The sequence below is a fragment of the Colwellia psychrerythraea genome (genome assembly GCF_000764225.1).
In the GTDB taxonomy this organism is placed as follows: domain Bacteria; phylum Pseudomonadota; class Gammaproteobacteria; order Enterobacterales; family Alteromonadaceae; genus Colwellia; species Colwellia psychrerythraea_D.
This window is the reverse complement of sequence record NZ_JQED01000035.1, coordinates 17,256-37,722: the sequence shown is the minus strand read 5'-3', so window position 1 is coordinate 37,722 and position 20,467 is coordinate 17,256. Positions and strand designations below refer to the sequence as shown.

14 protein-coding genes are annotated in these 20,467 nt (G+C 40.8%); 3 read left to right on the top strand and 11 right to left on the bottom strand.

Features of this window, described 5'->3' with window-relative positions:
* Nucleotides 1–49: 49 nt before the first annotated feature.
* Together ND2E_RS08715 and ND2E_RS08720 are read right to left on the bottom strand one after the other, a co-directional pair.
* Complete coding sequence (locus ND2E_RS08715) at nucleotides 50–2,917, bottom strand: hypothetical protein (protein WP_033094318.1); 2,868 nt, start codon at nucleotides 2,915–2,917, stop codon at nucleotides 50–52.
* Between the two features lie 276 nt (nucleotides 2,918–3,193).
* Nucleotides 3,194–4,495, bottom strand: a complete 1,302-nt coding sequence (locus tag ND2E_RS08720) for an ammonium transporter (RefSeq protein WP_081962053.1) — start codon at nucleotides 4,493–4,495, stop codon at nucleotides 3,194–3,196.
* Between the two features lie 288 nt (nucleotides 4,496–4,783).
* Here ND2E_RS08720 and hemF point away from each other — a divergent pair, with 288 nt between their 5' ends.
* The gene (hemF, locus tag ND2E_RS08725; protein WP_033094317.1) at nucleotides 4,784–5,722 is read left to right on the top strand and encodes an oxygen-dependent coproporphyrinogen oxidase; all 939 of its coding nucleotides are present in this window, start codon (nucleotides 4,784–4,786) and stop codon (nucleotides 5,720–5,722) included.
* A 74-nt stretch (nucleotides 5,723–5,796) separates the two neighbouring features.
* On the opposite strand, the gene ND2E_RS08730 is transcribed toward hemF, so the two are convergent.
* The 3 genes from ND2E_RS08730 to ND2E_RS08740 form a co-directional block, all read right to left on the bottom strand.
* Nucleotides 5,797–6,015 (bottom strand): alternative ribosome-rescue factor A, encoded by a 219-nt coding sequence (locus ND2E_RS08730; RefSeq protein WP_033094316.1) that lies wholly within the window; start codon nucleotides 6,013–6,015, stop codon nucleotides 5,797–5,799.
* A 398-nt stretch (nucleotides 6,016–6,413) separates the two neighbouring features.
* The gene (locus tag ND2E_RS08735) at nucleotides 6,414–7,784 is read right to left on the bottom strand and encodes an amidohydrolase family protein (protein WP_033094315.1); all 1,371 of its coding nucleotides are present in this window, start codon (nucleotides 7,782–7,784) and stop codon (nucleotides 6,414–6,416) included.
* Nucleotides 7,785–7,875: 91 nt separating this feature from the next.
* Nucleotides 7,876–8,901, bottom strand: coding sequence for a helix-turn-helix domain-containing protein (locus ND2E_RS08740; RefSeq protein ID WP_033094314.1), 1,026 nt, complete (start codon nucleotides 8,899–8,901; stop codon nucleotides 7,876–7,878).
* 519 nt (nucleotides 8,902–9,420) lie between these two features.
* On the opposite strand from ND2E_RS08740, the gene ND2E_RS08745 reads away from it, so the two are divergent.
* On the top strand, nucleotides 9,421–10,278 hold the full coding sequence (locus tag ND2E_RS08745) for a TolB-like translocation protein (protein WP_033094313.1): 858 nt from the start codon (nucleotides 9,421–9,423) through the stop codon (nucleotides 10,276–10,278).
* Nucleotides 10,279–10,712: 434 nt separating this feature from the next.
* The gene (locus tag ND2E_RS08750; RefSeq protein ID WP_033094312.1) at nucleotides 10,713–11,939 is read left to right on the top strand and encodes a porin; all 1,227 of its coding nucleotides are present in this window, start codon (nucleotides 10,713–10,715) and stop codon (nucleotides 11,937–11,939) included.
* A 409-nt stretch (nucleotides 11,940–12,348) separates the two neighbouring features.
* On the opposite strand, the gene ND2E_RS08755 is transcribed toward ND2E_RS08750, so the two are convergent.
* From ND2E_RS08755 to ND2E_RS08780, 6 genes are all read right to left on the bottom strand, one after another.
* Nucleotides 12,349–13,548 carry an MFS transporter gene (locus ND2E_RS08755; RefSeq protein WP_033094311.1) on the bottom strand — a complete coding sequence of 400 codons (1,200 nt, stop codon included), beginning with the start codon at nucleotides 13,546–13,548 and terminating at the stop codon, nucleotides 12,349–12,351.
* Nucleotides 13,549–13,688: 140 nt separating this feature from the next.
* Nucleotides 13,689–14,480, bottom strand: coding sequence for an electron transfer flavoprotein subunit beta (gene etfB, locus ND2E_RS08760; protein ID WP_033094310.1), 792 nt, complete (start codon nucleotides 14,478–14,480; stop codon nucleotides 13,689–13,691).
* Complete coding sequence (gene etfA, locus ND2E_RS08765) at nucleotides 14,473–15,708, bottom strand: electron transfer flavoprotein subunit alpha (RefSeq protein WP_033094309.1); 1,236 nt, start codon at nucleotides 15,706–15,708, stop codon at nucleotides 14,473–14,475. The genes etfB and etfA overlap by 8 nt, the downstream gene beginning before the upstream one ends.
* A complete protein-coding gene (locus tag ND2E_RS08770; RefSeq protein ID WP_033094308.1) occupies nucleotides 15,705–17,678 on the bottom strand; it encodes a (Fe-S)-binding protein in 1,974 nt (657 codons plus the stop codon). Before ND2E_RS08770 ends, etfA begins: the two co-directional genes overlap by 4 nt.
* Nucleotides 17,679–17,798: 120 nt before the next feature.
* Nucleotides 17,799–19,859: an NADH:flavin oxidoreductase gene (locus ND2E_RS08775; RefSeq protein ID WP_033094307.1), complete on the bottom strand. Its 2,061-nt coding sequence runs from the start codon at nucleotides 19,857–19,859 to the stop codon at nucleotides 17,799–17,801.
* Nucleotides 19,860–19,909: 50 nt separating this feature from the next.
* On the bottom strand, nucleotides 19,910–20,464 hold the full coding sequence (locus ND2E_RS08780) for a 4-vinyl reductase (protein WP_033094306.1): 555 nt from the start codon (nucleotides 20,462–20,464) through the stop codon (nucleotides 19,910–19,912).
* Nucleotides 20,465–20,467 lie beyond the last annotated feature (3 nt).

Sequence of the window (20,467 nt, the reverse complement as noted above, 5' to 3'; positions counted from 1 at the left end):
ACGGTTTACTAACTACCTAAATGTTTATAAGTAATTATGTCGGCTAGGATTAATCTAAACCTACAGCCCAATTGGCCGTCCAGTCATTGCCTTCAGAGACCGCACCAATGTGGTCCGCATTTTCAAAAAATGCATGGCCAGATAAGTCTTTTGAAGGTGTTTCATCAATGGTGAATATGCCGTTGAGTACTGCACTCATGTCAGAGGCCGTGCTGTTATTTAGATTCAAAGTAGGATTTTGATTAAGCACCCAATCTTCTGTGTCTAATAACACGCTATCATCTTCTGCCTTGGCGCTTTTGAAGTTCTCACCACAAGCAAATACCGAGTTTGAAATAACGGTTTCACCAGCTATCGCTTGGTTTACCGTCACAGAGCTTGTTGCGCCGCCTTCAATTTCAAAACACTCGCCCATACCTGCGCCACCGGTAACAACAAAGTTATGAAGTTGTGCTTTGGTGCCTTCTCGTAGGTAAACCCCTTCAGAGTCTTTGTCTGCCGTATCAAAAGCGTTACCTATGATAGTCATGTTGGCAATGGTCGGGTTTGATTGTGGTAATTTATTTGGCGTAGAGCCGTCGTTATCCCCTTCAATACCACGGTTAGCTTCGCCATCATCATTTGCATGCTTAACCAATACATATTGTAAGTTGCCGCGATAACCATTATCCCAATCAACGCTGTCATCTTTGTTCGCAGTAAGCACGACATATTTCGCATTAACCGTACCACCAAAGAATTCAATGCCATCATCCGCATTATCATGTACTTGGATGTATTCCACTTTAGTACCTGAGCCTACTGCACCAAACGTAATACCATTTAGTTCGTTATCTGGTGCTATTTCGTAACCTGCATGCTTAACGACAACATAACGCAGAGTACCTGAGCTGTCGGTATCATCTGTACCGCCAAATACCGCGCCTTCTTCAACACCCTCTACTTGCAGGGCACAATCACTGCCATCTGTTGGACATTTATTCGATTGCGCATTACCTAACAGCACGATACCGCCCCACTGACCAGCGCCAGTAACACCTGAGCTAATATCTTCACTTGAAGTGAAGGTGATAGGTGAATTCGCAGTACCATTGGCTTCAATTTTTGAATCTCGGCTAACCACTAAGTAATCACTGCCAGAGCGACCAAAAACAGTCGTTCCCGCTTCGATTGTTAACGTTGCGCTATCCGCTTTATCATGACCAACGAACACTGGGCCACTTAAGGCATATAAGTTATTCGCCGTTAACGTTAAATCGCTAGTGATATCACCACTAATCTGACAGGTAGTTGTTACCCCATCAGCAGGTGAAATTGCGCTAGTCCCTGTTGGACAACCTTCCGCTTCGGCTTGAGCAGTCACGACACCGCCACCAAAACCAAATGCCCATCCTTGTCGCCAATCATCAGCACCATCAAGTGCACCAATGTAATTAACACTATCAAACCAAGCATCCTGAGTAGTAGCAACATCTTGACCCGCATCCGCGGCAATCAATGGTGAGCCACTATCAGGTATGCCACTTTCACCAATAAGAACAGAAGTGCTAATGCTATTAGATTCTTCAGCTTCAAACCAAGCCGCTAAATCAAGCAAGACTGATTTATCGTCCGCTTTTGCATTTTTAAAGTTTTCACCGTTAGTACAAGCCATCACAACATTTTGCATAACAATTTTATCGTTATTAGCATTATCTACCGTCACTGATGAGGTCGCGCCGCCTTCAAACTCTAAACATTCACCCATTTCACTTGGGCCTGTTATTACCGTATTGAAAATTTTTGCCGCTGTGCCTTCTCGTAAATAAATACCTTCAGAGTCTTTATCTGCGGTATCAAAGTTATTACCGATTATGGTCATATTGGCGATGGTAGGGTTTGATTGCGGTTCTTTATCAGGCGTTGAACCGTCATTGTCACCTTCTATAGCGCGGTTTGCTTCGCCTGCACTTTTCGCATGCTCAATGTAAACGTGCTGAAGCTTGCCTTTAAAACCATTATCCCAATCAACACTGTCATCTTTGTTAGCCGTTAATACCAAATGTTTTGCATTCACAGCACCACCAAAGAACTCAACACCATCATCTGCATTACTATGTACTTGAATGTAATCAACGGTAGTACCTGAGCCAACACCACCAAAGGTAATACCATTTAATTCATTGTCAGGTGCGATTTCAAAACCAGCATATTTAACAACTACATATTTTAAAATACCTGAATTATCTTCCCAGTCTGTGCCGCCAAAAACAGCACCTTCAGCTACACCTTCAATTTGCAAAGCACAATCACTACCGTCAGTTGGACATTTATTTGAAGGTGCATTACCTAAAACAACTAAACCACCCCATTGCCCCGCTGTTGTTTCTTCACCTTTAACATCTTGCAATGACGTCATGATGATTGGCTTAGTTTTACTGCCTTCAGCCATAATTTTTGCATCACGATGAACAACAATATAATCATTACCTGATTGGCCAAACAATACTGCGCCTGGTTCAATAGTCAGTACAACATCCAAATCAGGATTGCGCGCTTTAGCAGCTTTACCGCTAGTGCTGCGTGATTGTGAGGCCGCTACTGAACCGCCTACCTCAAGTCCACCACTTATTGCGTACATAACGGTTTTACCATTTACATTCGCCACTAAGGTGGTACTTTCATTTATAGCGCTGTCGAGCACTTGCACTTGTACGTCAAACCCAAGAGCTGCTGATACTTCATTACTTAAAGCGGTATTTGCTTTACCCGGTAATGACGCACCCGCATCAGGAGTTGGTGCTGGGTTTTCAATAATGGTATCGCCTACTGACTCATCTACGGTAGAGGTTAAATTAATGTCACCACCACAAGCCGCTAAGCCAAGGGTTAAAGCTGTTGCTATCACACTGTATTTAAAACGATTCTTAGTTTGCATTTCATTTGCTCCGCAGCAATTGATGAAGGATTAATTATTTCCTTGCAAATACACTTTTGGCTGAGCTGTGCATCTTCAGGTAACAATTGTTCACATAAAGTAAATTTGACTACATACTAAAGTGATTAAATGACAGAAATGTTTTAGAAGTGTGACTATTTGATGTCGTTAATATTGCAGAAAAATGACAGTGAGAGATTAAAATGGACACAAAAAAAGCGCCGAAGCGCTTTATTAAAATGATGTTCTGAAGTTACTAACTATTAAAAATACCGCTTACAAGTAGTAACCAGCTTCTTCATGTTCAGCCTGATCTAAACCGTTTGACTCTTGCTCTTCACCAACGCGTAAACCATCTGTCACCAAACCGACCAATTTAAGAATAATATAGGTTACAACGGCAGTATAAATCAGTGTTGAGAAGATACCGATAAGCTGAACACCAATTTGCTCCGCCATCGTAGCTATACCTTCAGCAAAACCAAAACCACTAAATACCCCTAAACTTGTTGCTGAGAAGACCCCCACTAATAAGGTACCTAAAATGCCGCCAACACCATGTACTGGGAAAACATCTAATGAATCATCTATTTTTAGTTTTTGTTTGATATAAACCGTTGAGTAGAAACAAACAAAACCGGCACTAATACCGATAACTAATGCGCCACCAGGTCCAACAAAACCAGAGGCTGGTGTGATAGTACCTAAGCCTGCAACCATACCGGTAACAGCACCTAATACACTGGCTTTACCAAATTTTTTCCACTCAATTGCTGCCCAGGTTAATGTACCTGCTGCGGCAGAAATATGGGTAACCAACATCGCCATAGAGGCATCACCATTAGCGGCTAACGCACTACCACCATTAAAACCAAACCAACCAACCCATAACATACCAGCACCAGTCACAGTCATAGTTAGGTTATGTGGCAACATAGGTGTTTTTGGAAAGCCACGACGTGGACCAACAACAATTGCAGCAACTAAGGCCGCAGTACCCGCGGTAATATGTACCACAATACCACCCGCGAAATCATAAACCCCCATTGCTGATAACCAACCGCCACCCCAAACCCAATGGGTAATAGGTGCATAAACAGCAAGTAACCAAATACCACTAAAGAGTAATACCGCTGAGAACTTCATACGCTCAGCAAAACCACCAATAATAAGCACTGGTGTAATAACCGCAAAAGTCATTTGAAACAACATAAATAAGCTTTCAGGAATATCGCCTGACAACGCATCTTTGGGGATGCCGTGCATCATCACCTTACTAAAATCGCCGATAAAAGCATTACCTTCACCAAAGGCTAAACTGTAACCGACTACTAACCACAAGATTGATGAGATAGAGCCGATTGCAAAACATTGCATTAATATTGATAACACATTCTTTTTACGTACTAAACCACCGTAAAAAAGCGCAACTCCTGGTAAGGTCATCAATAAAACCAATGCGGTAGAGGTTAATATCCAACTGGTGTTTGCACCATTTAACTGCCCTTCATCCGCCCAAGCAGTGCCTGAGATTAAAAAGCTAAGTAAGGTTAAACACAAGATTAATGCTTTGCTCATAGTTGTTTCCATAGTGAATAATTCAATAACTGTCATGAACAAAGCACAAAACAAGCCAAAAAATAAAACATTTAATTTCAATACGTTAAAAACACCATGCATTAAAACAGTGCCATAGCGCACCATAAAGGCACAAATTACGCACCAAACGCTCTAAAAGAGTGCAAGTACGCACAAAATAAGTGAAGTTTTTCTTTTACCTTAGCAGAGTCATTTTATTTTCCACTCAGATCCTGCTCTTTGATACAATAATAGCCATATAATTAATGGTAAATCGACGGTAAGAAAATGGACTCACAATTAAGCTCGACTACGAACATTGAAATCACGCCAATCATCGCATTTTTCAAAAGCCTGCAAGATAGAATTTGTCAGGCATTAGAAGAAGCGGACGGTACTGGAAAATTTATTGAAGATAACTGGCAGCGTAAAGAAGGCGGTGGTGGTAGAACTCGCGTAATGACCGATGGTACTGTTGTTGAGCAAGGCGGGGTTAACTTTTCAGTAGTATCAGGTAATAAATTACCACCATCAGCCACGGCTCATCGCCCAGAGCTTGCCGGCAGGACATGGCAAGCTTGTGGTGTTTCATTGGTTATCCATCCTAAAAACCCAAATATCCCAACATCACATGCAAATGTGCGTTTTTTTATTGCCGAAAAAGAAGGTGAAAAACCCGTGTGGTGGTTTGGCGGTGGTTTTGATTTAACACCTTTTTACCCTAATGATGAAGATATTCAGCACTGGCACCAAACCGCGCACGATTTATGTCAGCCATTTGGTGACACTGTATATAACGATCATAAAAAATGGTGTGATGAGTATTTTCATTTAAAACACCGTGATGAAACCCGTGGTGTTGGTGGTTTATTCTTTGATGATTTAAATCAGTGGGATTTCGATACCTGTTTTGATTACGTCAAAGCCGTTGGTCAAGGTTTTATCGACGCTTATGTGCCTATTATGCAGCGTCGCAAAGATGAGAGTTATGGTGAGCAAGAGCGTCAATTTCAACTATATCGCCGTGGTCGTTATGTTGAGTTTAACTTGGTGTTCGATAGAGGCACATTATTTGGCTTACAATCTGGTGGTAGAACGGAGTCTATTTTAATGTCTATGCCACCACTTGCCCGCTGGGAATATAACTTCCAAGCAGATGAAGGTAGCGCTGAAGCTAAGTTAGCAGATTACTTAAGTCCAAAAGATTGGCTTAACATATTGCAATAAAATGTCTTGAGTATTTAAAGCGTAGATAATGTTTTGAATGAAAGTCTTATTTAATATCGGCTAGTGTTAACTAGTTAAGCCGCCATTAAATAAGACTCTCGTCTTACATTCTTGGCTTTACGTTGGTATGAACCTTTTCCCTTTTTCGCTTTAACCACCTGCATTTTATATACCTTTGAGGTAACTAATGCTGCTAGAAAATTATCTTTTATTTGTCCTCTACCTAGTTCTGTTTCACTTTTATTTACTTTAACAGTGCCAGCTTTCGCTAATGGCTTTTTCTTCTTACTCATGATTTATCCTTTTATAGTCTCTTAGTTATATACATTGAAATAATCAGGTTAATAGCATTATGACAATGAAATGCCTATTTATTATACATGTGGATGGTCACAAATAATAAAAAATATCAGTGGATGAGAAAATCACATAGTAGTTATATTTAATGACTGCCCTTAAGCATTGAAATTAACTACTAATATGATCACTAGTGCGACAAAACGCTCAGAGAGACTTTAAATTAAAGTGCTCTCTTATTTGATAAAATAGGCAAAAGAATCAAACATCAGCAAGTTAGAGGCTAACTTGTTGTTATGAAATAGTCGCGATTAAATAACCGCTGTTTCAAAGCTCTTTGCTAAATAGTCAAAAATCTATTTCATATTTAATGCAAGTAGAGCATTCAAATACCTTACATTGCTTCAAATAAAACGGAAATCTCTTCCCATAAGCTTCTATTTTCAATGGCTTCCTTTCGCATAGCCTTTAGCACTTTCTTTGAATACCAATGACCACTCTTTGCCACACCTTCTGGTTCCGTAAGAACGGATAAATCAGCGATTGGGTTAGCAAGCGAATAAACAAAATCGGCTGTATAGTTTATAGTAATTTTACCTATTTCATTATCTAGGTTAAGTGCTTTGGCTGGGTTTATTGTCGCTGCAGCTAATACATCAAAAGTACTTAAACCAGAGGCTTCTAACAAACGCATCTCATTATGAGTTGCTAAACCGTGTGGAGATAGTAAAACACCAGAATCAGAGCCAACCGTTAATGGCACACCACTTTCATGCAAACTTTTAGTAATATATTGCAAAAACGTCAACACTTTTTGATTATGAAGAGAGCTTTTTTCTGAAGCTTGTAACCAGCGCTTCACCTGATTACTTTCAGCTTCAAACGCTATAATGTCCGAAGTATAATCTTCTGGGATTGTTTTTAAGTATTCTTCCCTATCTTGATTTAACTTCGTTAATTGAAAATAAATATTGAGTGTCGGTGTAACAGCTACATTGGTGGCTTTAATTTCATTGATTATTGGAGGTAGATGCTCGGGTGAAAATTTAAAATTCAGTGGACCTTGATATATGTCTTCCACATGTTCAAAAGATTGTAACCCTGTAAGTTGTAATATAGACATGTCACCAGAAGCATGTGGCCCATGCTTTGCTATAGGCATATCTAGTACTTTACCTTCTTCAACAATCGCTAATAAGGAGCTTTCATTTAAATTGCCGTAAGCTTTTATTAAATCATAGCCTTTAGCTTGATATTCTCTTACCGCACTTCTTGCTTCTTCTGCCGTTTCAACGCCATGATGTAAATATTCTCCTTTATAACCTGAAATGATTGGACTGCTAACTGTAGAAGAACTACCAACCTGAGAACCTTCGTTAATATTGTCTCGCCATAGAAGTTGTCTTGGAACCCCATTCATTATCCTAACATGTGTAACCCCATGGCTTAAGGTTAAAATATAGGCGGCTTTTTCGTACATGTGTACGTGCATATCGATTAAACCAGGTGTGACGTATCCTCCATTTCCATCAATCTCTGATAAGTTATAATGTGCAAATGGTAAGGATGGTACAAAGTCAGTAATTAAATTGATTTTTCCATTTTTTACGACAATCGTTTTTGAAGGAATAATTTTTTGATTTTCAACGTCAACGATATTAACGTTTTTCAAGATAAAGCTATTGCTGCTTTGTTCATTTTTCGATTCATTAGCACTGCAAGATACAACAAAAGCTAATAAAAATATGCGACATAATATTTTCATTGTTAACCCCTTAAATTAAAGGCAGAAAATTAACGTAAAAATAGAATACTGTCGTCCAATGTCATGTTTTTAGAAGGCTATTATCTTGATTTTAGACTTCTTTTCTGCATTTATATTCGGTAGGCGTCATTCCTGATATTTCTTTGAAAACCTTATTAAATGAGGCTTTAGAGCTAAATCCTGCATCAGCAGCAATGTCAGAAAGAGTTTTTTCAGTGTTTTTTTCTATCGTGGTAAAAACATAATTAACTCGGTAATTATTAATATATTCATTAAACGATTTTTCAGTGATTACATTAATCGCTCTGGATATATCTCTTGTTTGTAAGCCAGTAAGAACACTTAAATCATTCAGTGTAAGACGAGGTTTTAAAAACCATTGATTTAAGGTGATGAGTTTATCAAGCTCTTCAAAAAGGGAACTATAATCGTTCTTAGTTGAGTGTTTAATAGTATCAGGGGCTGTCGGTTTTTCTGTAATTTTAGGGATTTTTTGCTGTGATTGAAGCTTGATGGTAATAATCATCACAACAACTAACCAAATTGCGTTATTTATTCCTTGCCCTAAAACGTTAAGCTCATAGGGTATTATTTGTTGGACGTTAAGACGAATCAGATCAATGAGGTTAAACATTGTTGTAACAGCTAAAATCCAAACTAGCCAATTTAATGAAAAATCTTCTGAATCAGAGCGCTCTTCATCCATGGTTTGTTTATATTTCAACAACAGTGTTATTGTTAAAAAAGCATAGGCAAAACGCCATACTGTTCCAATGCCAATTACCAAGTACGTATATGATGTAAAAAATAGTAAAGGAATAACAGGGAATAAATGCCACCATTGTACTTTATTTAACTCTTTATCAATCAGAAGTTTTGCTGCTAAGTAGGTCATGGGTCCAAAGAGCATAATAAAAACAGGGCTAATTAAGTATATTTCTCTAGTAAGGCCTGTCTCTTCTAATATATTGATGCAACTGCCAAGAGCAATAGTAAATAATAAAAAAGCAATACCTTTAAACTCTTTGGTTTTGGTAAGCCATAGCAGTAATCCACCTAGAATACCTGTCGCTGCAAGCGCAGATTGAATTAAGTTAACGAAATTCAGAGGGTCCATTTAAAATTAACTTATCCTGATTACTTGATAATTTTCTTTACATTTAGACTGATAAGTGTGACATGCATCGAAGCAGTTGTAAAAATTTAAAAGCGCAATGATATATTTACAACTACTTCGTTGGAGCATTTTGCTGTAAAACATTTTATGATTCACATTATAAAATGAGCAATTTGTATAGATTCAAACCTGAATTTCTGCTTTGTGTTTGCAGCGGGTTATCGAGTGGTAAACTCCCTCTTTGTGCACAATTGAGACATGATCACTTTTAGCATTACCCCCTCTAAATCTGCCAGCAAAAATCCCTCCTCATAGCATTGATTCGAAATCACACAGCTTTTAGACATTAAATAAGAGATGAATTTCAGCTGATATTGGTTACTCAACGTAAATTCTGACACCTTGAGCTTGTTTTTACTGTGGCTGCGTGGACATTATTTAGCAAAGCGTAGTATTAATGGATATTCATTAGAGTGCAGAAATCAAGCATTCCTCCATGTTTACAATAGGGACAACCGTATGAAACATATTTGCCTTTCGATCATTTTGTTGCTTACTACACTCACTATGAGTAGCAAGAGTTTTAGTCAATATGAATTTCCACTATTAGAAGGTCCTTATATGGGACAAGAGCCACCAGGCTTGGTGGCAGAGCCCTTTGCACCTGGTGTCATTTCCAAACAAGGCTGGGAGCTTGAGGGGGTATTTGCACCCAACATGAGAGAGTTTTACTTCACGACAAACCGAAAAAGCGCCACCGTTATTGGCTTCCGCCAGCAAAACAATGTCTGGAAAAAGTACGTTGAATTTCCTAGAACAGGTGAAATTGTCTTCTCGCCTGACGGAAAACGCATGCATATGGCAAAAGGCTATAAAGATCGCATTGGCGATAGCTGGTCAGAACTCAAAAGCCTTGGTCCGATGTTTGATCGGAAAGACTGGGGAATTATGCGTCTTTCGGCATCGAGCAAGGGCACCTATGTTTTTGACGATTATAAGAGCAAGGACGTTATCCGCATCTCAACAATAAAAAACGGCAAGCGCCAAGCTCCAGAATTGATGGGGCCCGAGGTCAATAAAGGCGAATGGACAGCCCACCCTTTTATTGCGCCCGACGAAAGCTACCTGATTTGGGATAGTGAACGCGAAGATGGATATGGAGGCTCTGATCTATATATTAGCTTCCGGAAAAATGATGGCTCTTGGGGCGGGGCAATTAATATGGGCGACAAGATTAATTCAGATAAAAGTGATTTCTATGCGAGTGTCACCTCTGACGGAAAGTATATACTTTTTAATCGAAGCGTAGATGATAAAGGTAATATAGATATTTACTGGGTCGATGCTCAGATTATTGAGACACTTAGGCCAAATTAGTCCCCCTATAACAAGCGACTTTAGTGCTTAACAGTAAGGCTCCTTGCTATAGAGGAGCTTGCATAAACAACGTTTATTAAGTGACTTTTTCAAAGCAGAGACGTTTCCTTCCTAAAGCACCTCACATTTTCAGTTATTCAGTATCGTACTAATAACCAATATTTAAGCCCCATTAAAGCAAGAATCGTTAACTTACGACATAACGTTAATTAATAATTTCTACTAGTATTAATTTAAGGGTTCCTTTAAGACAGCTCCTCAAATATTCGGCTGTAACGGTGTTATTCATCTGTTTGACGTCGTAAATGGATTAGTTGCACCTATCAGTAACGTTTTACACTTAAATGGTTGAATATTGTTCGGTTGAGAACAACAACATGCAAAACGTAACTAAATATAAAAACAAATGCGAACTATCTTTTGGAGAATAACTAATGAAAACATCCATCCCAATGCTTGGGTTATTGTTAGCAAGCTCAACAACGGCCTTTGCGGCCACAGAAAGTGATAAAATTGAGCGACTAGAGCAACTTGAGAAACAAGTGGCTGAGCTAAAAAAAGAAGTTAAAACCAATACAAAAACTACCACAGATTTAACGCCTAAGATTAAAATTGGTGGTGCCGTACGTTTTCAATATAGCTACGAAGATTATGATGATGACAATAAAGATCGCGGTGGCGATTTTGACTTTGATACCTTTCGCTTAGATGTAAACGGTAGTATTGGTGATGTTAAGTTATCAGCTCAATATCGCTGGTATCAATACATGAATGTAGTTCACCACGCCGATGTAGCCTACCAATTCAATGATAACTGGGAAGGAAAAGTGGGTATTACGCAAGTGCCTTTTGGAAACTTAAACTATAACTCTAACAACTTTTTCTTCAGCTCTGCTTATTATGCTGGTTTAGAAGATGACTACGACGCAGGTTTGTCATTTACTGGTAAGTATGACAAACATGATATCCGCGTTGCTTATTTCCTAAATGATGAAAAAGGTGGTGTCGACGGTTATTCAGGTGACAGAACTCATCGCTATTCTTATGATGTTGTTGGTATCCGCGACTTCGCGGGTGGCGAAGGTATTTACAGCGCACCAGCTCAAACAATGGGTGAAAGTAATACCATAAACTTGAGATATACTTATAATTTCTTCTCTAATACCGAAGTGGGTGTATCATTATTATCAGGTGATCTTGAAGGTGGCTCAGGTGCGGGCTCTGTTGGCGACCACACGGCATACGCTTTTCACGTTAAGAGCAACATTGATAACATTGGTATCATGTTCCAAGCTTCAGAGTATGAATATGACCTAGATAACGGCTCGGACGCTGTCGCTGTCGGCGCTTGGGCATTCTATGACACAATTCCAACCGAAGCTACGTCGTATAACCTTAACTTATCTTACAGTCAATCAGTGTCGCTTGGACCTATCACTAACTTAACTTACTACAACGATTACAACTTAATCACTGATAAATCAGCTGGTTTAGACGATACCACAATGAACGTGACCGGTGTTGCAATCAGTGCTGGTGGCGTATATGCATATATTGATTATGTTATTGCTAAAAACCAACCATTTATCGGCGGTACTTTAGTTGGTAATGCTGATGATTGGAATAAACGCCTAAACATCAATATCGGCTATTACTTCTAAGCCTTTCTTATTTATGCCGTATTTGAGTAGTGACCTGCTTTAATACGGCAATTTCCTCTCCCACTCCTTTATTTATTCAGCCTACTTAGCTCCATTTCAATCATTTAAAATACAATATTAGATACAATCTAAAGTACAATCAACCTCTTAAAATCACGCTTAAAATATTTCCGTCGCAGCAGAAAATGAATAGTTTTGAACGCAATAACATGTCTTATAACAATCGCATGAACAACAAAGGTTCATGCAAAACTCAGGGGAGATGCAAGGTATTTCAAATGCCAACGCATGTCGAAAAGGAGGTAAATTCATTAGGTCTTTGAATTGAATAGTCAAGGTAAGATATCGGTTCTAAATAAGGCAATTAATAGCGTGATAGCTTTTTACTAAATTGCTTAACCGCGTTTCTTTAACTATCAGTAAGTAATTGCTTATTCGCTCGACTAGAGCCCACCCGCATTATGATTAAGGTGAGTAATACCATTAATATTACCGCTATTGTCACAAGTACATAAACAAGCGCCAAAGAGCCAGTAGTATCTCGAATAAATCCAGCGATTAGATTACCCAAGGCTCCGCCCAAGCCAAAGGTAACCATGCAGATACTACAAATTTGCATGGTGGCAGTCGAAGAAAAGGCTTGTCTAATCCAACCAGCTAAAATGCCCCAGACAGGAAAATACATCAAGCCATAACCAATACCCGCTAAAACAGCAAATTGAGTAGGATCATAAATAAAGGCCATCAAACTGAGCGCAAAACCGGTAAAGATGATTATTAACGCCGTAGCATGGTTAGTACGATCAGCAATCCAACCCGTAATAACCCCAGCGAACATGCCGGTTACACCGGCAACGGTCCAGGTATAGCCGCCAAGTGTGGCGGGTAATTGCAATTCATTCAGATAAGTACTCAGCCAGTTAGCAAACGGCATAGTAGAAAATCCAAGTAAAAAACTCACAACACAGGCAAACAGTGCGGTACGCTCTCTTATAATAGTAGAAAATAGCTCTGCAGCTGGGATCATGGCTTGTGTGGAGGTGGTATGAGTTGCTGGCTGACGGTTCAATTTGGTTAACAAACGCCAAGTAAATAGTACCACTATCAAGCCAAATACTGCGGCAATTTGCCAGCTACGCTGCCAACCAAGTAAAGGCACTACCAATAAAATAAGTAAACCATTAAGTCCATACCCCCAAGCAGTACCACTTGAAGCAAAAGACAAATAAGTTGAGCATCGTTCAGGTTTAGCGTGTCGTCCAAGAATTTCAACAATAGCGCCCCAACTAATTGAAGCACTGGCAGCTAACAACACCAATACCATGGTAATAATTAACGGACTTTGTAATTGCGACATGCTGAATAGCATCATAGTGGTGAGTGAGCCCGTGGTCAGGACCAATCGTGTAGAGCAGACTTTATTGCCAATAAACCCGAGTAATAATGCCCCAGCAAGGTATGACAATTGGGTCAGTGCACCAATAGCAGCTATATGCCAATTAGTAATGGCAATAGACTCTCGCATTAGTGGCACTAAAGCAGCAAAGAGAAAGAGTCCAAATCCGTGACTAACGATTTGGTTCAGACCAAAAACAGCAGCAACTCGCAAAGTGTACTCTCCAACTGTGATAAATATGAATAAGTTTTCTATGATCTCAAAGGAGATTTACGAGCAAAGCACGTAGTTACCGCATAGAGACTAAGTAGCTAAAATCAATAACTACCTTAACCTCTATGGTAGTTAATTAACTATACCAAGCCTTCTTCCACCAGCAAATCTAAAATAGCTTGTGCTGACTCTTCAACGCCATGGACCACTTTACCACCACCGCCAGAAGCTTTAGCTGTTGCAGCTTTAAAACGATCTGCCGCGGTTTTCGCTTTGATTATTTTTAGCCGTTTAGGACGTTTTTTAGCATTACTTGTTTGCCAGGTTGAAGCTTCTTCATCAGCAAAATCACCTGCCACAGCTGTGTCCAGTAAACCTCGCATCGCAGGGCCAAAAGCGCTTTGTCTTGGCATAGCGGCAGCCATGTCGACACTCGCAACAAAAGGTAAATCAACGATTAATTTACGTCGTTGACCGCGCGGTAAAGCTTGTAATACTTCGGCTTGTTGATTCGCTTCATCAACAGATAAAATATCAGCAATTGAAGTCACCATAGCCATACCCAGATGCTCAGCTAATAAATACGGCAACATACCCGATGATTCACCACTTTCTGCGCGTACTCCTGTTAAAATAACATCTGGGTTTTGCTGCTTTAAATGTTCAGCAATAACCAGAACGGCATCGGCTTGTGCTGGCATTTCTAACAAATTCATTTCAGCAAGCCCCATGCCAAGGTAACTTCGTAATGCAGTTTGTTGGTTAGCATCGTCAGGCAATTCTCCTGCGTGCAAGGTTTGTAAATTTTCACCAACAAGTTTAATACCTAACTCAATAGCTCTAGCATCTTGCTCAGCACGTCTTGGGCGACGAGATGTTGGATGCTCACCAATAGAAACTAACGATATCACCGACAAGTTGTCATTAGTCATTTGTCGCTCCCCCATTAATGGTTTGTTTTCTTTGTTCAATCAATTCAACTAATCGTGTGAGTATTTCAGTACTGTCGCCAATGGCGCTTAAATCAGCACGTTTGACCATATCACAGCCTTCATCGGTATTGATAGCTACCACTTTTTCACATTGTCCGATACCTTGCATGTGCTGGATTGCCCCTGATATACCAACCGCAATATATACTTGCGCCGTTACCCAAGTACCAGTGGCACCAACTTGTCGCTCACGTGGCATGTTGCCATCATCTACCGCGACTCGGCTCGCCCCTTCCGTTGCCCCCAACACACTGGCGGTGTGATGAAACTGCGGCCAATCGTTAATACCATTACCGCCTGAAAGAATAAAACCTGCTTCTGCTAGCGGAATAGCATTCGGGTCAACACTAATATTGCCTTGATCGATTAATTTAGCCCCAGTAAATTGGCTTGTATCCTGTGGAATCACGATGTTTTCATGTCGCGTTTCACTAATAGGCTCACTACACTCTTCCATTACCAGCATTAGTTGACTTAACGGACGAGTGATATCACTTTTTCCGGCACTGCCACGACATGTCACGGTATCGTCAATTAATTTCCATACGCCACAAGCTGGTCGTTGCTGAAGTTTAGTCGCTAAGCGACGACCTAAATCACCACCACCATTGATACTATCGGGTAACAGAATATGCTGTGGCTTCAAATCATCAACAATGACCTGTAAATCATTACATCGCTGTTCAGGGTTATACTGTTCATAGTGTGGACTGTCCAAGTGGATCAATCGATCAACACCCGCTTTATCGAGTGAATCATCTTTTAATTCACCAAAGGCAATAGCGACTACTGCGCCTGCTCCGCCATTGCGATTCGCTAATTGCTGCGCCAGACCAAGCGTATCTTTATCATGACCATTTAGTCGCCCTGAAACTAAGTCTAAGACCACCACGATATAAAACGCTGGTTCAAGCACTTGATGTAATGGCAATATCACTTCGCTTGCTGCAGCTGCTCGACGCGAACCTTGAGCACTATCATTAGAGGCACCAGAACGGTCGATACGTTTTAAACCATTTGGTCCAATGAAACCTATGCTATGTAGGTTTTTACGCAGCAAACCTGACGGACCAAAGACTGGCCCAATAACCAAAGTTTGATGCAGTGGATGCAGACGATTACGTGCTATCCATTGTGCGCGAGGATCTCGGCGGAATAACTCACTCATACTTCACCCCCAACCGCGTTTGCAACCACACCTTCGCCCGTATTTTCAACGACACCTTCAATGAGTGCATCTAACATTAACTCTGCAATATCTTTCACTTCAGGTCGTGGTTCAACCACACCTTCAAGCATCAAGTTACATTGCGGACAGGCTACCGCAACAATCTCTGCATTGGTTTCAACAACATCAGCCATTCGCATGTCTGGAATACGTTGCTCACCAGGAATATCGGTAACTGGTGCTCCGCCGCCGCCGCCACAACAACGTGCGGTTGATTTACTGCGATCCATTTCTTTTATCTTGACTCCCATGCTTTCTAATAAGAACCTCGGGGCGTCGTATTCACCGTTATATCGACCCAAATAACAAGGATCATGATAGGTCAACGCCAGCTCTTTGCTATTGTCTAACTGAAGTTTATTTTGACTAACCAAGTCAGCAAAAAAGCCGGTATGGTGCAGCACGTTATAATGGCCACCAAACTCAACATACTCATTTTTAAGACAGTGAAAAGCATGCGGATCGGCCGTAACTATGGTCTTAAATTGGTATTTATTCATGGTGCGAATATTACTGGTGGCTAAGCGTTGAAAAGTTGCTTCATCACCTAATCGTCTTGCTAAGTCACCGCTATCAAATTCGGCATCACCCAACACGGCAAAGTTGACCTCAGCTGCACGTAGTAATTTTATAATGGCGCGTAATGTACGCTGATTGCGCATGTCAAAAGCAGCATCACCAATCCATAACAATACGTCTGCTTGGGTCACTTCTTGTTTTTCAACATTTTGACCAAATACCGTTAAGTTTTGATCTGCCGCCCAGTTCATCCGAGTACTAGGCGCATAACCATTCGGATTATCCGTAGCGCTCAGGTTCTCTAAAATTTCACTGCCTTTGCCTGGGGTTTGTCCCTTTTCCATGGTTTCAAAACGACGCATGTCAACAATGGCATCAACATGTTCAATCATCATGGGACAGGCATCCACACAGGCGCGACAAGTGGTACAAGACCACAAGGTCTCATTTTCTACCAAGACGTTAACAATAGGAATGATCGCACCACCTTTGTGAGTGCCCACTTCGATACCCGGATAAGGACTGCCAGCAAATTTTGCATCATCACCACCCGCCATGCCAATCACCATATCTTGGATCAGCTTTTTCGGGTTTAACGGCTGCCCTGCAGCAAATGCCGGACAATTTTTTTCACAACGGCCACACTCAACACACGCATCAAAACTTAATAATTGATTCCACTTAAAGTCGATTGGCTTTTCTACACCAAGTTTTTTCGCGTTTAAGTCTATCGCTTTTAATCCTGTTGACTGTCCGTCTCCAAAGCGTTCTTGTCGTCGATGTAAGCCCAAATGCAATGCTCCGGCAAAAGCATGTTTCATCGGTCCGCCCCAGGTCATGCCGAAAAACATTTCGCCAATACCCCAAATAATGCCAACAACTAGCAGTACTGCTAATAACCAACCGCCAGTATCGCTCGGCAATATTCCCGTTGCTGGTAAAGTGAGGATAAAAAAACTCAATGAAAAAACCATCAGGCTTTTCGGTAATCGCTGCCATTTACCTAAGGATAAATTAGGCGGCGGATTACGACGTCTTCTCATCACAAAAAGACTACCGACAAACATTAATAATGAAGAACCAAGCAGTGTCCAAGTCAATATTTGCAGTTTTAGCTGAAATACATAAAGCAATATGATTAATATCGCAGACAACACAAAACCACCCGCCGTAGCAACGTGGGTATTAGACATATATTTATCACGGGCGACAACATGATGTAAGTCAACCAAGTAGCGGCGAGGGATTTGTAACAACCCAAGCCAATGTATAGTTGATGACTGCCCTTGTGACCACAGCAATATACGTTTAACTGCACCAACTAACGTCAACAGCAAGGCGAACGTAATTAGAGTAAACAAAAATTGGGAAAGAAATTCGGATGATGACATAACAAGACCTATTAATTATCCTAGGTGTATATCCAAGCAACTTGAAGATGCGTATTCAGATGTCTTGGATATGTATATCACCGCACAGAACGGTGATATACATTGTAAAAGCTGCTAAAGCTAGAAATCCTTACATAAACGTAATGCGTCATATATTGCAGCATGAGTATTACGCTGCGATACACAATCACCAATACGATAGAGTATGTAACCTTCGCCCTCTTCAGACAGAATTGGCTGAGGTAAAGCTGCATATAGCGCTTCAATATCGATTTGCCCTTTGTTGCGAGAATCACCTTTCAACTGCAGATAGATTTCTTCATCAGGACGCACACCGTTTTCAATGACAACTTGATCAACAACACGCTCTTCTTGCTGTCCGGTGTATTCATTCTCTAACACTGCCACAACCTTATCGCCTTCACGATAGACCTTTTCTAGTATTAAATCCGAGGACATGATCACCTCTTTTTCGTACAAGTTTCGGTAATAGGTTGGGAATGTTGTGCCACCCACTGCAGCACCTGGCTTAATATCATCGGTTACCATCTCAACCAATGAACCATTTTGTGCTAAAAAGTCAGCAGCAGATAAACCACTAAACTCACAAATAGTGTCATACACTAAAACATTTTTACCTGGTGCAACCTTGCCACTTAAAATATCCCAAGTGCTCACCGATAGACCTTCTTCAACACCCCAATGCGGGTTTTGTGCTAAGAAAGGTTGACCACCAACAGCTAAAATAACAACATCAGCATTAAGGCTGCGAATCATGGCTTCATCAGCGGTTGTATTAAGACGCAAGTCGATCCCTAAGCGTTCCAGTTCTAAGGCAAACCAACGGGTGATACCAGCAATTTGATCGCGTTGTGGCGCTTTAGCCGCAATGGTTATTTGACCACCTAACTCAGGGGCTTTTTCAATTAAAATAACGTCATGCCCCCGCTCGGCACAAACTCTCGCAGACTCCATACCGGCAGGACCACCACCAATAATCACCACCTTGCGGACTTTACCTTCGGTTTTCTCAATAATGTGCGGCATGGTTGATTCACGTGATGTCGCAGCGTTTTGGATACACAGAACATCTAAACCTTGATACTGACGATCGATACAATAGTTAGCACCCACACATTGTTTTATCTGATCTACCTGGTTCAGTTTGATTTTAGCGATCAAATGCGGATCAGCAATATGGGCTCTAGTCATACCAACAAAATCAACATACCCCGCTTCAAGAATACGTTGTGCTTGATTCGGATCTTTAATATTTTGTGCATGCATTACCGGGACATTAACAACTTCTTTTATCCCTGCTGCTAAATGTAAAAACGGTTCAGGCGGATAACTCATATTCGGAATAACATTGGCCAGTGTATTATGAGTATCACAGCCAGAGCCAATCACGCTGAAGAAGTCGAGTAACCCCGTCGCATCATAATACTCAGCAATCTGCTTCATATCGTCATGATTTAAACCATCCGGGTGAAATTCATCACCACAAATACGCAAACCGACAGCAAAATCACGGCCCACTTCTTCACGGATAGCGTGTAATACTTCCATACCAAAACGCATTCTGTTTTCGAAACTTCCACCGTACTCATCATCACGCTGGTTAACACGAGGGCTCCAGAATTGATCGATTAAATGCTGATGTACGGCAGACAGTTCTATACCATCTAAACCACCAGCTTTTGCACGACCAGCTGCTTTAGCGTAATCTCCGACAATGCGTTGCATCTCTTCAATTTCGATAGTTTTACAGGTAGCGCGATGCACTGGTTCACGAATACCACTTGGACTAAGTAAAGTAGACCAATTACCACCATCCCAACGAGAACGACGTCCCATATGAGTAATTTGAATCATTATTTTACCGCCGTGCTTATGCACAGCATCGGCTAAATTTTGAAAATGAGGAATGATCCTGTCGGTAGACAAGTTAACTGACTTCCACCAATCTTGTGGGCTGTCAATCGATACGACACTCGAGCCACCACAAATTGATAGACCAACCCCACCTTTGGCTTTTTCTTCGTAATATTTAACATATCGTTCGGTCGTCATGCCACCCTCGGTAGCATATACTTCGGCGTGTGCCGTACTTACCACACGATTACGTATGGTAAGATTATTTATTTTTAATGGCTGAAATAGTGCATCGAACTGCGCCATGATGAGCTCCTGATATTTATAGTTCTTTTAAAAGCTGTTTGTAAAAAAAGTTAGATTGGTGTTACTTCAAAGTAACCCACATCACAACCTTCTTCAGCAGCACATTGTGTTTGCTGTGCAAAGGTTTTCACTGGGTAACCTAGCGTTGCAGCAATTTGATCCATTGCTCCCGCAAACCACCCTGTAAACATATAATCAACTTTGCGATTAACCTTGCCGTATTGATAAACAAAAGCAGAATTTTCTAATCGAACTTTTGCAGTACCGGCTTCAAGGTCAAGTTCTTCAGTGATGAAAAACCCCCAGCCACGTTGTGACAAACGTTTCATGTAATGTTCAAACAACTCTTCGCCACCGATACCGTGCTCTTCACCTTCTTTTTCACACCAGTAAAAAGCAGATTTATATCCCGCTTTATACAAAACTTCAGCGTATTTTTCAGCGCCTAGCTCTTCTTCGATGCCCATATGGTTATTAACAAAAAAGTGACGCGGTACATATAACATTGGCAAAGCATCGGTAGTCCAAACACCCGTCTCATTGTCAACTAAGATTGGCATATCAGGGCTGTGGCTCGCAGTATTCAGGCTATTTAATTTACTCATTGT

Excerpts from the sequence above, each read along its gene's own strand:
- ND2E_RS08720 (WP_081962053.1), bottom strand. The coding sequence starts at position 4,495 with ATGAGCAAAGCATTAATCTTGTGTTTAACCTTACTTAGCTTTTTAATC.
- etfA (WP_033094309.1), bottom strand. The coding sequence starts at position 15,708 with ATGAGTGAGTTATTCCGCCGAGATCCTCGCGCACAATGGATAGCACGT.
- ND2E_RS08780 (WP_033094306.1), bottom strand. The coding sequence starts at position 20,464 with ATGAGTAAATTAAATAGCCTGAATACTGCGAGCCACAGCCCTGATATG.
- ND2E_RS08740 (WP_033094314.1), bottom strand. The coding sequence starts at position 8,901 with ATGGACCCTCTGAATTTCGTTAACTTAATTCAATCTGCGCTTGCAGCG.
- ND2E_RS08745 (WP_033094313.1), top strand. The coding sequence starts at position 9,421 with ATGAAACATATTTGCCTTTCGATCATTTTGTTGCTTACTACACTCACT.
- ND2E_RS08735 (WP_033094315.1), bottom strand. The coding sequence starts at position 7,784 with ATGAAAATATTATGTCGCATATTTTTATTAGCTTTTGTTGTATCTTGC.
- hemF (WP_033094317.1), top strand. The coding sequence starts at position 4,784 with ATGGACTCACAATTAAGCTCGACTACGAACATTGAAATCACGCCAATC.
- ND2E_RS08770 (WP_033094308.1), bottom strand. The coding sequence starts at position 17,678 with ATGTCATCATCCGAATTTCTTTCCCAATTTTTGTTTACTCTAATTACG.
- ND2E_RS08750 (WP_033094312.1), top strand. The coding sequence starts at position 10,713 with ATGAAAACATCCATCCCAATGCTTGGGTTATTGTTAGCAAGCTCAACA.
- etfB (WP_033094310.1), bottom strand. The coding sequence starts at position 14,480 with ATGACTAATGACAACTTGTCGGTGATATCGTTAGTTTCTATTGGTGAG.
- ND2E_RS08730 (WP_033094316.1), bottom strand. The coding sequence starts at position 6,015 with ATGAGTAAGAAGAAAAAGCCATTAGCGAAAGCTGGCACTGTTAAAGTA.
- ND2E_RS08775 (WP_033094307.1), bottom strand. The coding sequence starts at position 19,859 with ATGGCGCAGTTCGATGCACTATTTCAGCCATTAAAAATAAATAATCTT.
- ND2E_RS08715 (WP_033094318.1), bottom strand. The coding sequence starts at position 2,917 with ATGCAAACTAAGAATCGTTTTAAATACAGTGTGATAGCAACAGCTTTA.